Genomic DNA, 12,898 nt, shown 5'->3' with positions numbered 1-12,898 from the left:
GACGACCGGGCTCAGCGCCGCCACCACGCCCCCGCGCCCAGGAACACGATGGTGACGCACACCGTGAGGTTGACCAGCTTGTGCTCGAAGAAGACCGCCACGAACTCGCGGATCGTCGCGCTCGGCCAGAAATACGCGGCCGTCCGGGCACCCACCACCTGCCCGTTCACACCGGTCCTGCGCGCGGTGAGCGCCGCCCGGAAGGCGTGGTAGTTGCTGGTGACGACCAGACAGCGGTAGCCGGGCCGGGCCGCCTCCATCACGGCCCTGCTGAACAGGAGGTTCTCCGTCGTCGTCCGCGACCGGGCCTCGCGCAGCACGTGCTCCGCCGGCACGCCGTGCTCGACGAGCCACACCGCCATCGCGTGCGCCTCCGGAACCTTCTCGTCCGGACCCTGGCCGCCCGACACGACCAGCACGGGCGGCCGGCCGCGCGCCGCCTGCGCCGCGTAGAGCCGGCGTGCGCGCTCCAGCCGCCCGGCCAGCAGCGGCGGCACCCGGGAGCCCCCGACGAGCCCGCAGCCCAGGACCACCACGAAGTCCACGTCGCGGCGCGGCCGCAGCCAGCCGTAGAGGAGGGCGTAGGCGAGGAAGCAGAAGAAGAGGAACGACACGTACCCGGCGAGCAGCAGCGCGGTGCCGGCGACGATCACCAGCTCGGGGGAGCGGGTGGCGACGGCCGCCAGGGCCAGGGCCAGCAGGCCCACCAGGGCCAGACCGGCGAGGAAGGACAGCAGGTTCGCCGGCCGCCGCCCCTCCTTGCGGATCATCTTCACGCCGTTGGACAGCAGGAACACCGGCAGCACCAGGGCACCGAGGAGCGGCAGCAGCAGGATTCCGGCCACGGCCCACTCCAGCGCGTGGTGGCCGCCGCCCACGCCCACGACGGCCGCGTGCAACAGTCCGAACGCCAGGCCCACGCAGAAGAGCCCGAACAACACGGCGTTGCCGAAGCGCCTGCGGTCCCGCAGGACGCCGACGACCAACAGGACCAGGAAGAACGCGGCGGGCACATAGGCGAGCACCCCTGCATCGTAGGGCGGCCGGCCCCGCGCCGGAACCATGCGCAAAGCCGGGGAAAATCCCGGTCAAGCAGCCCTTGGGAACACCTAATAAAGCGGCTGCGACCTGCTGGTTCAACTGAACGACGGTCGTCCTGCGGCACGATGCTCCCCGTCGCCCCTTACTTCACCAAGTTGTACGGGAGTTGACGGGAACGGCGGCGGCGCCGCGTGAGATTTGCTACGCCACCCCGCGGCCCGGTCCGTGTACTGTTCCGATCGCCGCCTCCGGGTGATCTTTGCTGCGGCGCCCTCCTTCTCCCGTCCGGGGCAGGAGTGTGCCCGCGTCGCCCCGCACCCGGCGGAGGCATGGTTCCGCGTGCATGACCGAGGGGGAAGTCATGGTTCCGTTGTCCTACGCACAGCGGCGGTTATGGTTCCTGTCGCGCCTCGAGGGAGGGAGCGCGACGTACAACATGGCGATGCCGTTACGTCTGCGCGGCACGCTCGACAGAGAAGCGCTGCGGGCCGCCGTGCGCGACGTCGTCGCCCGGCACGAGAGCCTGCGCACGCTCGTCGCCGAGACCGACGGGGAGCCCTGGCAGCGCATCCTCGGCCCGGCCGAGGCCGAGCCCGGCATCGAGGTCGTGCCGGTCGCCGACGAGGACCGGCTGGCCGCCGCCGTGGCCGCCGAGGCCGCCCACGTCTTCGACCTCACGGCCGGGCTGCCGCTCCGGGTCCGGCTGTTCGCCCTCTCCGAGCACGACCACGTGCTCCTCATGGTGGTCCACCACATCGCCTGCGACGGCTGGTCCGTGGACCCCCTGGTCCGGGACCTCTCGCTGGCCTACACGGCCCGGCACGCGGGCCGCGCGCCCGACTGGGAGGAACTGCCCGTCCAGTACGCCGACTACGCGCTGTGGCAGCGCGAGCTGCTCGGCGACGAGGACGACCCCGACAGCGTCGCCGCCCGCCAGCTCGCGTACTGGCGCGAGCACCTGTCCGGCGCGCCCGACCGGCTGCCGCTGCCCGCCGACCGCCCGCGCCCGGCCGTGGCCACGCACCGCGGCGGCACCGCCTCCTTCCGCGTCGACACGGACCTGCACCAGCGGCTCGCCGCCGTCGCGCGGCAGTCCGGGGCCAGCGTCTTCATGGTGGTCCAGGCGGCGTTCGCCGCGCTGCTCACCCGGATGGGCGCGGGCCACGACATCCCCGTCGGCGTGCCGGTGGCCGGCCGCACCGACGAGGCGCTCGACGACCTCGTGGGCTTCTTCGTCAACACCCTCGTGCTGCGCACGGACACCTCCGGCGACCCGGAGTTCACCGACGTGCTCACCCGGGTGCGCGACACGAACCTGTCCGCCTACGAGCACCAGGACCTGCCGTTCGAGCGCCTGGTGGAGGTCCTCAACCCGGTCCGCTCCGCGGCCCACCAGCCGCTGTTCCAGGTCATGGTCTCCCACCAGAGCGGCACGGACGCCCCGCTGTCCTTGCCCGGCCTCGACGTCGGCACCGAGAAGGTGCCGTCCACGACGGCCAAGTTCGACCTGTGCCTCACCGTCGACGAGCGCTTCGCCGCCGACGGCACCCCGGCCGGCCTCGACGGCGGCCTGGAGTATGCCCTCGACCTGTTCGACCCCGCCACCGCCGAGGATCTGGCGCTCCGGTTCGTGCTCCTGCTCCGGGCCGTCGCCGCCGACCCCCGCGTACGCATCGGCGCGGCGGACCTCCTCACTCCGGAGGAGCGGCAGCGGATCACCGGCGAGTGGGCCGCCGACCCCGCCGCTCTCGACACCTGGCAGCGGCACGCCCGCACGCCGCTCACCGAACGCACCGGCCAGGAGCGCCTGTACGTCCTGGACGAGGAGCTGCGCCCCGTACCGCCCGGCGCCCCCGGCACGGTGTACGTCACCCACCCGGGCGCCGCCGCCGCGCCGGACGCCGTGCCCTGCCCGTTCGGCGACGGGACGGCAGCCATGGTGCCCACCGGCGACCTGGCCCGGTGGGCGGCCGACGGCCGCCTGGTGCCGCTCGGCCGCGCCGCCGGCGACGTCGCCCTCGGGGCGATGCGCATCGCCCCCGGCGAGATCGAGACCGAGCTGGCCGGCCACCCCGCCGTCGGCGCCGCCGCCGTGGCCGTACGCGAGGACCGGGCCGGGCAGCAGCACCTGCTGGCCTGGGCGGAGCCCGCGCCGGGCGGCACCGCCGACCCCGGCGCCCTGCGCGACCACCTCGCCGCCGCCCTGCCGCCGTACCTCGTACCCACCGGCGTCGTGGTGCTGGACGCCCTGCCGCGCACGGCCGGCGGCGACGTCGACCACGCCGCCCTGCCCGGCCCCGACGGCGAGGAGACCCCCGGGACCGGAGGGGCCGCACAGCACACCGCGGCGCTCTGCGAGATCTTCTCCGAGGTCCTCGGCGTCGACGACATCGAGCCCGACGAGAACTTCTTCGACCTCGGCGGCCACTCCCTGCTTGCCATGCGCATGATCAGCCGCATCCGCGGTGTGTTCGGCACCGAGGTCTCCATCCAGACCGTCTTCGAGGCCCCGACCCCGGAGCTGCTCGCCGCCCGGCTCGCCGACGGCGGGACCGCCGCCCCGTTCCGGCCGCTGCTGCCGCTGCGCACCACGGGCACACGCGCCCCGCTGTTCTGCGTCCACCCGGGCGCGGGCATCGGCTGGGCCTACTCGGCGCTGCTGCGCCACCTCGACCCGGACCGGCCCGTCCACGCCCTCCAGGCGCGGCGGCTCGACGGCACCGGAGAACTCCCCGCCACCGTCGGCGAGATGGCACGCGACTACGTCCGGCAGATCCGCGAGGTCCAGCCGCACGGCCCCTACCACCTGCTCGGCTGGTCCTTCGGCGGCGTCGTCGCCCACGAGATGGCCGTCCTGCTCCAGGAGGAGGGCGAGCACACGAGCACGCTCGCCGTGCTCGACGCCTACCCCGCCGATCCCGCCGGCGAGCCGGAGCCCGTCGAGATCGGCGAACAGGAGGTCCTCGCCACGATCGTGGACTTCTTCGGCCACGACGCCACCGCGTTCGACGGCCCGCTGACCCATGAAGACGTCAACAAGGTCCTGGAGGCGGAGGGCACCGGGTTCCCCGGCCTCACCGCCCGCCACGTGACCGCGATCGCCGAGGTGCAGACGAACAACGTGAACCTTCTCCACGCACACGCCCCGCGCCGCTTCGACGGCGAGATGGTGTTCTTCACGGCGACGGACGACGACCTCGGCGTCGTGGACGAGTGGCGGCCCTTCACCGCCGGCCCCGTCCACCACCACGAGGTGCCCTGTGCCCACAAGGACATGATGCGTCCCGGACCGGCCGGCGCGATCGGGCGGACGGTGGCGGAGTGGCTGGACGGGCGCGACTGACCGGCGCACGGCGACAAAGGGGACGACGGGGGACGACGGGGACAACTGGGGGTGCCATGGAAGCTCTGGTCGCCGCTGACCGCGGGGACGGGAGGAGGACGGTGGGCCGTGCATGGGTCGCGGGCCACCACGGCGAATTCCTGCAAGGGGTGTTCCCCGACGGACGGTCGCTGAGACGCGGACTGGTGTCCGTGCCGTGCAGCCTGTACTGCTCGGAGGCCACGTTCACCGCCTCCGACGAGCCGGTCGTCACCGTGGAACCGGCCTGGAAGGCCAAGGCGCACCGGGCCTCGGTGCTCGCGCTCGGCGAACTGGGCCGGCCGGCCCAGGGCGGCCGGCTGCTGATCCGCGAGAACATCCCGCCCAGCCGCGGCTTCGGCTCGTCCACCAGCGACGTGCTGGCCGCCATCGGGGCCGTGCAGGACGCCGTCGGCGGCACCCTGCCCACCTCGGTGGTCTCCCGGCTCGCCGTGCACGCCGAGACGGCCTCCGACTCGCTGATGTTCGGCAGCCAGGTGGTGCTCTTCGCCCACCGGGAGGGCGAGGTCATCGAGGACTTCGGGGTGCCGGCGCCGCCGCTGGAGGTCATCGGGTTCGGCACCAGCGGCGACGGGCGGGGCGTGGACACGCTGGCGCTGCGCCCGGCGCGCTACTCCGCCTGGGAGATCGAGGCGTTCCGCACGCTGCGGGTCATGCTGCGCCGCGCCGTGCGCGACCAGGACCCCGAGCTGCTGGGCCGGGTCTCCACCACCAGCGCCCGCCTGAACCAGCGGCACCTGCCGGTCCGCGACTTCGACCGGCTGGAGGCGCTGGCCCGGCAGGCGGGCGCGGTCGGCCTCCAGGTCGCCCACAGCGGCGACGTGGCCGGGCTGCTCTTCCACCCGGACGCCCCCGATGCGCAGGGGCGGCTGGAGACCGGCAGCGCCTTGCTGAAACGCCACGGGATCACCGACCAGTGGCGCTTCCGGACCGACAAGTGATCCGGACCGACAAGCGATCCTGACCTACGAGCGACAGGGCGTCCTGGGGGACTGCTGTGCCATACCAATCCATCGTCGATGCCACCGAACTGCCGCGCCTGGTGCGGCTGGGGCCGAACCTCTACGGCGCGGTGTTCAGCCTGATGAAGCTGCTGCCCGCCCGCTTCATGATCGACCGGGCCGAGGACCGCGGCGCGCTGGGCACCGGCACCACCATCATCGAGACCTCCTCCGGCACCTTCGCCCTGGGCCTCGCGATGGTGGCCCGGCTGCGCGGCTACCAGCTGAAGATCGTCGGCGACCCCGCGATCGACCGGAACCTGCGGATGCGGCTGCGCGGCCTGGGCGCCGACGTCGAGATCGTCGAACGCGCCGGGGCGCAGGGCGGCTACCAGCAGGCCCGCCTGGACCGCGTGGCCGAGCTGTGCGAGCAGATCCCGGACCACTTCGTGCCCGGCCAGTACGACAACAAGGACAACCCCACCGCATACGGCCGCGTCGCCGAGCTCGTCGGCGACGCCCTCGGCCACGTCGACTGCCTCGTCGGCCCGGTCGGCTCCGGCGGCTCCACCGGCGGCCTCGCCTCGTTCCTGCGCCTCGCCAACCCCGGCCTGCACCTGGTCGGCGTGGACACCCACGGCAGCGTGATCTTCGGCATGGAGGACCGGCCGCGCCTGGTGCGCGGCCTCGGCAACAGCCTGCTGCCGGCCAACGTCCGGCACGACGCGTACGACGAGGTCCACTGGGTCAACGCCGCGGAGACCTTCCGCGCCACCCGGGACCTGCACGAGAGGAAGGCCCTGTTCATGGGAGCGACCAGCGGCGCCGCCCACCTCGTCGCCCAGTGGTGGGCGGCGCGGAACCCCGGCGCGAAGGTGGTGGTGATGCTGCCGGACGAGGGCAACCGCTACCAGGAGACCGTCTACTCCGAGGAGTGGCTGCACGCCAACGGCGTCCTCGCCGACCGCGTGCCCGACGCGCCCCACCGCGAGGACCACCCCCGCTCCGCCGGACCCGACTGGTCGTGGATGCCGTGGGGCCGGCGCACCCTCGACGAGGTCCTGGCCGCCGCCCCGGCCCACGGCCTCGCCGGCTCGGGGGCCGCCGTATGACCGCCTTCCTCCTGCTGGTCGAGAGCAACACCACCGGAACCGGGCGCGAGTTCGCCCGGCAGGCCGCGGACCTGGGCGCCGTGCCGGTGCTCGTCGCCGCCGACCCCGGCCGCTACCCGTACGTCCGCGAGGACGGCCTGCGGCACGCCGTCGCGGACACCACCGACCCCCGGGCCGTCCTGGACGTCGCGGCCGAGCTGCGGCACGAGGGCGAGGTCCGCGGCGTGACGTCCAGCTCCGAGTACTACGTGCCCGTCGCCGCCACCGTGGCCCGCGCACTCGGCCTGCCCGGCCCCGACCCGCAGCGCGTCACGAGCTGCCGGCACAAGGGCGAGCAGCGCCGGACGCTGCACGCCGCCGGCGTGCCCGTGCCCGGCTTCGCCGTCGTCACCACCGAGGCGGAGGCGGAGGAGGCCGCGCTGCGGCTGGGCCCGCCCGTGGTCGTCAAGCCCGTCCTCGGCTCCGGCAGCCTCGGCGTACGGCTGTGCCCCGACGGGCGGACCGCCGCCAAGCACGCCGCGGACCTGCTCTCCCGCACCGCCAACGAACGCGGCATGAGCCTGCCCCGCGAGGTGCTCGTCGAGTCCTACCTCACCGGCCGCGAGTTCTCCGTGGAGACCTTCGGCACCGACGTCGTCACCGTCGTGGCCAAACACGTCGGCCCGCTGCCCGACTTCGTCGAGACCGGCCACGACGTGCCCGCCGCCGTCCCCGACGGCCTGCACGACGAGCTCGCCGACGTCGCCGTGCGGGCCGTACGGGCCCTCGGCCTCGGCTGGGGCGCCGCGCACACCGAGATCCGGCTGGAGGACGGCCGCGCCCATGTGGTGGAGGTCAACCCCCGCCTGGCCGGGGGCCGCATCCCCGACCTGGTCCGGCTCGCCCTCGGCACCGACCTCGTCCGCGCCCAGGTCGCCGCCGCCCTCGGCGAGCCGGCCCCGCCCGCCGCCGCACGGCACGGGCACGCCGCCATCCGCTTCCTCACCGCCGACGGGCCGGGCACCGTCGGCGCCACGGACGAGGCACTGGCCGGCGCCCGCGCCGTGACCGGCGTCGCCGACGCCGCCCTCTACCGCACCCCCGGCGAACCGGCCCGCCGCGCCACGGACTTCCGCGACCGGCTCGGCCACGTCATCGCCGCCGCCGACGGCCCCGGCCGGGCCCGGCAGGCCGCCGAGGACGGCCTCGCCCGGCTCCGCACCGCCCTGCAGCACCACGAGAACCCCGGAGAGACGGAATGAACGCGGCGAGCACCCCCACCACGGATGCCCACGCGGCGAGCGCCTCCGAAGTCGACACCGGCCGGCTGAGGACGCCCCTCGCGGAGACCGCCCGGCAGATCCTCTTCGGCGAGAGCCCCTACGCGTACGACGCCGGGGCCGCCGCCGAACTGCACACCATCAGCGAGGTCGACCGCGCCCACCTGCTCATGCTGGAACGGCGCGGCATCGCCGACCCTGCCAAGGTCCGCGCCCTCCTCGCCGAGATCGAGGCGCTGCGCGCCACCGGCTTCGCCGGCGTCCGCGACCGGCCCGCGCCCCGCGGCCGCTACCTCAGCTACGAGTCGTACCTCATCGAACGGCTCGGCGCCGACACCGGCGGCGTCCTGCACACCGGCCGCTCCCGCAACGACCTCAACGCCACCACCGTCCGGCTGCGGCTGCGGCAGCCCTACGCCGCGCTGCTGGAGGAGACCCGGCAGCTCCTGGCCGTGCTGCGGGCCCGCGCCGAGGAACACCGCGACGTGGTCATGCCCGCCTACACCCACCGCCAGCCGGCCGTGCCCATCACCTACGGGCACTACCTCCTCGGCCTGGCCAACGCCGTGCTGTGGGGCCTGGACGGGCTGCTGCACGCCGGCGAGGAGATGGACGTCAACCCGCTCGGCGCCGGAGCGGTCGGCGGCACCTCCGTCGCCGTCGACCCCGAGCACACCACCCGGCTGCTGGGCTTCCGCGCCCCGGCGCCCAACTCGCTGCACGCCGTGGCCTCCCGCGACTTCGTGCTGCGCCTGCTGTCCGCCACCGGCGTGCTCGGCGTCGGTGTGGCGCGCGCCGCGCAGGACTTCTCCGTGTGGACCACCGAGGAGGCCGGGCTGCTGCACGTCCCCGACGACCTGGTCGGCTCCAGCTCGATGATGCCGCAGAAGCGCAACCCCTTCCCGCTGGAGCACATCCACGGCAAGGCCGCGGCCCCCCTCGGCGGCTACGTCGGCGCCGCCTCCGCCATGCTGACCGCCGGCTACACCAACGCCATCGCCGTCGGCACCGAGGCCGTCGCCCACCTGTGGCCGGCGCTGCGCAACATCACCGAGGCGGTCGTGCTCATGCGGCTGTTCGCCGACGGCACCCGCCCGGTGCCCGCCCGCATGACCGAACGCGCCGAGCAGGGCTACACCGCCGCCACCCACCTCGCCGAACGCCTGGTGGCCGACGGTGTGCCGTTCCGCTCCGCCCACCACGAGGTCGGCCGGATGGTCCTCGACGGGCTGGCCGCCGGCACGCCGCTGGACCAGGTGGCGGGCGGCCGCCTGGAGCCCGGCACCCTCGCCCCCGCGGCCGTCGTGGCGGCCACCGACTTCGGCGGCGGCCCCGGCCCCGCCTCCACCCGGCACGCCCTCGAGGCCCTCGACGCCGGCCTCGACCGGCTCGGCACGGCCGTCGACGAACGCCGCCGGCGCTGGGCCACGGCCGCCGACGAGCTCCAGGCCCAGGTCGAGAAGGCACTGCAGGCATGACCGGACCGCAAGGACACACCACCCCCATGACCCCCGCCACCGACCCCGCCCGGTCCGTACGGCAGGACCACTACCTGCTGCACGGCCCCCTGGACGCCGAGGCGTTCACCGCCGCCTGGCAGCAGGCCGTCACCCACCACGCCGACGGCACCGGCACCCCGCCGTCGGCGGAGCTCGTCCGCACCGGCCCCGACACCCACGAGCTCTGCTGCACCTACGACGGGCAGCGGCTCGACCCGTGGACCCTCCACGAGCTCCTGAACGCCACCCTGGACCTGCTGGCCGGCACGCCCCTCCCGGAACCGGCCCCCCGCACTGCACGCGACCACGGGCAGCCACAGGACCCGGAGGCCGCCGGCCGCTACTGGGCCCAGCGGCTCGCCGGTTTCCGTACACCCGTCGAACCCCGCATCGCCGGCGGCCGGCCGGACGCCCGCGGCACCGCCGCCGTGCCCCTCACCGTCCCCGAGGAGCAGACGGCGCGTCTGGCACGGGTGACGATCGACGGCACGCCGGCGCTGCCCGCCCTCGTCGAGGCGGCGTGGGTGCTGGTGCTGAGCGCCTACGCGGAGACCACCGACATCGTCGTCGGCGCCGTCCGCCCCACCGGCCCGGTCCCCGTCCGCGCGCAGCTCGACCCGGCCGTCCCCCTCGGCCGGTGGCTGCGCGGCTTCGTGGAGCAGGCCGCCACCGAACAGGCCGCCCCCCTCGCGTTCATCGAGGACCACGCCGGCGCCCCGCAGCCCCTGTTCGACTCCGTCACCGAATGGGCCGACCCGCACCCGCCGCTCGGCACGCACGGCACCGTCACCGTGACACCGCTGCGCGCCTCCGCACCCGGCACCCACACCCTCGGCCTCGCCCTGCGCAACGGCCCCGCCCTGCACGGCGAACTGCGCTACGACACCGCACGCGTCAGCGACGAGGCGGCCGGGCAGCTGGCCCGGCAGTTCCTGCACGTCCTGGGCGTCCTGGGCGACGAGGAGCAGCACGCGCGGCCGCTCGCCGCGCTCGACGTCCTCCCGCCCGCCGACCGCGCACGCCTCGTCGACCGGTTCAACGACACCGCGGCCGGCTACGACGCGGACGCCACCGTCCTCGACCGCTTCGCCACCTGGGTGGCGGACCGGCCGGACGCCGTGGCCGTCGAGGACGGCCCGCTGACCCTCACGTACGCCGAGCTCGACCGCGCCTCCGCACGGCTCGCCGCGCAGCTGGCCGCGCGCGGCGTCACCACCGAGCACACCGTCGGCGTCTGCTTCGAACGGTCGGCCGCCCTGGTCGTGGCCATGCTCGCGGTGCTGCGCGCCGGGGCGGGCTACCTGCCGCTGGACCCCGGCTACCCCGGCACCCGGCTGCGGCTGATGACGGCCGACACCGGCACGCGCGTCGTGCTGGCCGACGCCCGCACCGCCGGCAGCGTGCCCGTGGAACCGCACCAGGAGCTGCTCGTCCTCGGCCCCGACGGCACCCTCGACGACTCCGCGGGCGACGACGTTCCGCAGGCCCCGGCCCCCCGCGTGCTGCCCGACAGCACCGCGTACGTCGTCTACACCTCCGGCTCCACCGGCGCCCCCAAGGGCGTGGTCGTCCCGCACCGCGCCCTCACGTGGTTCGTGGCCAACACCGCGTACCTCGCGCCCGGCCCCGACGACGTGGTGGCCCTCGCCTCCAGCCCCGCGTTCGACGCCCTCACCTTCGAGTGCTGGGTCGCCTTCGCCCACGGCGCCCGGCTCACCGTGATCCCCAAGGACGTCGTGCTGTCGGCCGGCGAACTCGCCCGGACCCTGCGCCGGGCCGGCGTGACCCTCATGTACGTCACCGCGGCCCTCCTGGAGCAGCTGTCCCTGGAGGTGCCCGACTTCGCCGCCGGGCTGCGCGTGCTGCTCTTCGGCGGCCAGCAGGCCAACGCCGACGCCGTGGCGCTCGTCCGCGCCAAGTCCGCCCCCGCCCGCCTGGTCCAGGTCTACGGGCCCACCGAGACCACGGTGTGGAACGCCCACCAGACGGTCGCGGACGGCCCGGCGGAGTGGATCCCGCTGGGGCGGCCCATCGAGAACTCCACCGAGTACGTGCTGGACCGGTGGCTGCGCCCCGCCCCGGCGGGCGTGCCCGGCGAGGTGTTCATCGGCGGCGACGGCGTCACCCGCGGCTACCTGGGCCGGCCCGGCCTGACGGCCACGCGGTTCCTGCCCAACCCCTTCGGCCCCGGCCGCCTCTACCGCACCGGCGACCTCGCCCGCTTCCGCGGGGACGGCAGCCTGGAGTTCCTGGGCCGCGCCGACCAGCAGGTGAAGATCCGGGGCTTCCGGATCGAGCTCGGCGAGGTCGAGGCGGCCCTGCGCGCCCACGCCGGCGTCAGCGCCGCCGTCGTGGCGGCCCGCGACATCGCCGGCGGCGGACCGCAGCTCGTGGCCTGGCTCGTCCCCGAGAAGGGCGCCGCCCCGCTCACCGCGGCCGAGGTGCGGGCCTTCCTCACCGACCGGCTGCCCGGCTACATGATCCCCGCGATCGTGATCCCGCTGGACCGCGTCCCCCTGGGCCCCACCGGCAAGGCCGACCACAAGGCCCTGCCCCTGCCGCTGACGCCGGAGGGCCGGCTCGACCGGCGCGCGCTCGCGCGCATGGCCCGCCGGCCCACCGGGCCGTCGTGACCGGCCTCCACGCCCCGCAACCCCATCTTGTTGACCTGCCGACCCTGTTGAACGGGAGCCACATATGAGGAGCCTGCTGTCCCTCGCGGACATCGACGACCGCACCCTCGCCGCCCTGGTGGACCGCGCCGTCGTACTCGGCCGCACCCCGCAGCCCGAGCAGACGCTCGCCGGCAAGTCCGTCGGCATCTACTTCCGCCGCTCGTCCACCCGCACCCGGACCGCCTTCTGGTCCGCGGCCGTGCGCCTGGGCGCCCACGCCATCTCCTACGGCCCCGACGACCTCCAGCTGGTGACCGGCGAGTCGCTGGAGGACACCGGCCGCGTCCTGGGCAACTACCTCGACATCCTGGTGGCCCGCACCAACGACGACATGGCCGAGCTGCGCGGCCTCGCCCGCAGCGGCGAGCTGAGCATCGTCAACGCGCTGACCGCCTACGAGCACCCCACCCAGGCGCTCGCCGACCTCGCCATGCTCACCGAGGAGTTCGGCAGCCTCGACGGGCGCGAACTGCTCTACGTCGGCGAGGGCAACAGCACCGCCGCCGCGCTCGCCCTGGCCACCGCGCACGTCCCCGGCTTCCGGCTCACCGTCGTCACGCCGCCCGGCTACGGCATGCCGGACGAGGTGCTCCCGCTCGTCGAGGAGATCGGCGGCAGCACGCACGGCGTCACGCAGACCCACGACCTCGCCTCCGTCGACCGCACGGTCGACGCCGTCTACACCGCGCGCTGGCAGACCATGGGCGTGCAGCACGCCGACCAGGAGTGGATGAAGGCGTTCCTGCCCTACCAGGTGACGACCGGGCTCCTGGACCGCCTGAGCAAGGACGACACGATCTTCATGCACGACCTGCCCGCCATGCGCGGCGAAGAGGTCGTCGACGAGGTCCTGGACGGCCCGCGCAGCCGCGCCTGGCGCCAGGCGTACCACAAGATGACCGCCGCCATGGCCGTCCTCGAGTGGTGCGCGGCCGCCTGACGCCACCCGTCCGCTTCCCGCTCCCGGCGGACGGCCGCACGCCGCACGC

The 12,898-nt window shown here is 74.9% G+C and carries 8 protein-coding genes; 7 read left to right on the top strand and 1 reads right to left on the bottom strand.

From position 1 onward, the window contains the following. Window positions 1-11: 11 nt before the first annotated feature. Window positions 12-1,025, bottom strand: a complete 1,014-nt coding sequence (locus tag IE305_RS29005; RefSeq protein WP_190132774.1) for a YdcF family protein — start codon at window positions 1,023-1,025, stop codon at window positions 12-14. A 386-nt stretch (window positions 1,026-1,411) separates the two neighbouring features. Between IE305_RS29005 and IE305_RS29000 the strand changes: the two genes are divergently transcribed. The 7 genes from IE305_RS29000 to IE305_RS28970 all read left to right on the top strand — a co-directional run bounded on the left by IE305_RS29000 (window position 1,412) and on the right by IE305_RS28970 (window position 12,849). Further along, window positions 1,412-4,384: a condensation domain-containing protein gene (locus IE305_RS29000; protein ID WP_444546177.1), complete on the top strand. Its 2,973-nt coding sequence runs from the start codon at window positions 1,412-1,414 to the stop codon at window positions 4,382-4,384. Between the two features lie 101 nt (window positions 4,385-4,485). Next, window positions 4,486-5,364, top strand: a complete 879-nt coding sequence (locus IE305_RS28995) for a GHMP family kinase ATP-binding protein (protein WP_190132772.1) — start codon at window positions 4,486-4,488, stop codon at window positions 5,362-5,364. Window positions 5,365-5,420: 56 nt separating this feature from the next. Continuing rightward, window positions 5,421-6,476, top strand: coding sequence for a PLP-dependent cysteine synthase family protein (locus IE305_RS28990; protein ID WP_229891666.1), 1,056 nt, complete (start codon window positions 5,421-5,423; stop codon window positions 6,474-6,476). Further along, window positions 6,473-7,717, top strand: a complete 1,245-nt coding sequence (locus IE305_RS28985) for an ATP-grasp domain-containing protein (RefSeq protein WP_190132771.1) — start codon at window positions 6,473-6,475, stop codon at window positions 7,715-7,717. The genes IE305_RS28990 and IE305_RS28985 overlap by 4 nt, the downstream gene beginning before the upstream one ends. Continuing rightward, window positions 7,714-9,213, top strand: a complete 1,500-nt coding sequence (locus IE305_RS28980; RefSeq protein WP_190132770.1) for an argininosuccinate lyase — start codon at window positions 7,714-7,716, stop codon at window positions 9,211-9,213. The genes IE305_RS28985 and IE305_RS28980 overlap by 4 nt, the downstream gene beginning before the upstream one ends. 26 nt (window positions 9,214-9,239) lie before the next feature. After that, the gene (locus IE305_RS28975; RefSeq protein ID WP_190132769.1) at window positions 9,240-11,867 is read left to right on the top strand and encodes a non-ribosomal peptide synthetase; all 2,628 of its coding nucleotides are present in this window, start codon (window positions 9,240-9,242) and stop codon (window positions 11,865-11,867) included. 64 nt (window positions 11,868-11,931) lie between these two features. After that, on the top strand, window positions 11,932-12,849 hold the full coding sequence (locus IE305_RS28970) for an ornithine carbamoyltransferase (RefSeq protein WP_190132768.1): 918 nt from the start codon (window positions 11,932-11,934) through the stop codon (window positions 12,847-12,849). The last annotated feature ends 49 nt before the right edge of the window (window positions 12,850-12,898 follow it).

This window comes from Streptomyces mashuensis (genome assembly GCF_014654785.1).
Lineage (GTDB): Bacteria > Actinomycetota > Actinomycetes > Streptomycetales > Streptomycetaceae > Streptomyces > Streptomyces mashuensis.
The sequence above is the reverse complement of the archived record's forward strand: the minus strand, read 5'-3'. Positions and strand labels throughout refer to the sequence as shown.

Bases quoted from the DNA above. Each gene is read 5' to 3' on its own strand.
- IE305_RS28985 (WP_190132771.1), top strand. From the start codon at position 6,473: ATGACCGCCTTCCTCCTGCTGGTCGAGAGCAACACCACCGGAACCGGG.
- IE305_RS28980 (WP_190132770.1), top strand. From the start codon at position 7,714: ATGAACGCGGCGAGCACCCCCACCACGGATGCCCACGCGGCGAGCGCC.
- IE305_RS28975 (WP_190132769.1), top strand. From the start codon at position 9,240: ATGACCCCCGCCACCGACCCCGCCCGGTCCGTACGGCAGGACCACTAC.
- IE305_RS28970 (WP_190132768.1), top strand. From the start codon at position 11,932: ATGAGGAGCCTGCTGTCCCTCGCGGACATCGACGACCGCACCCTCGCC.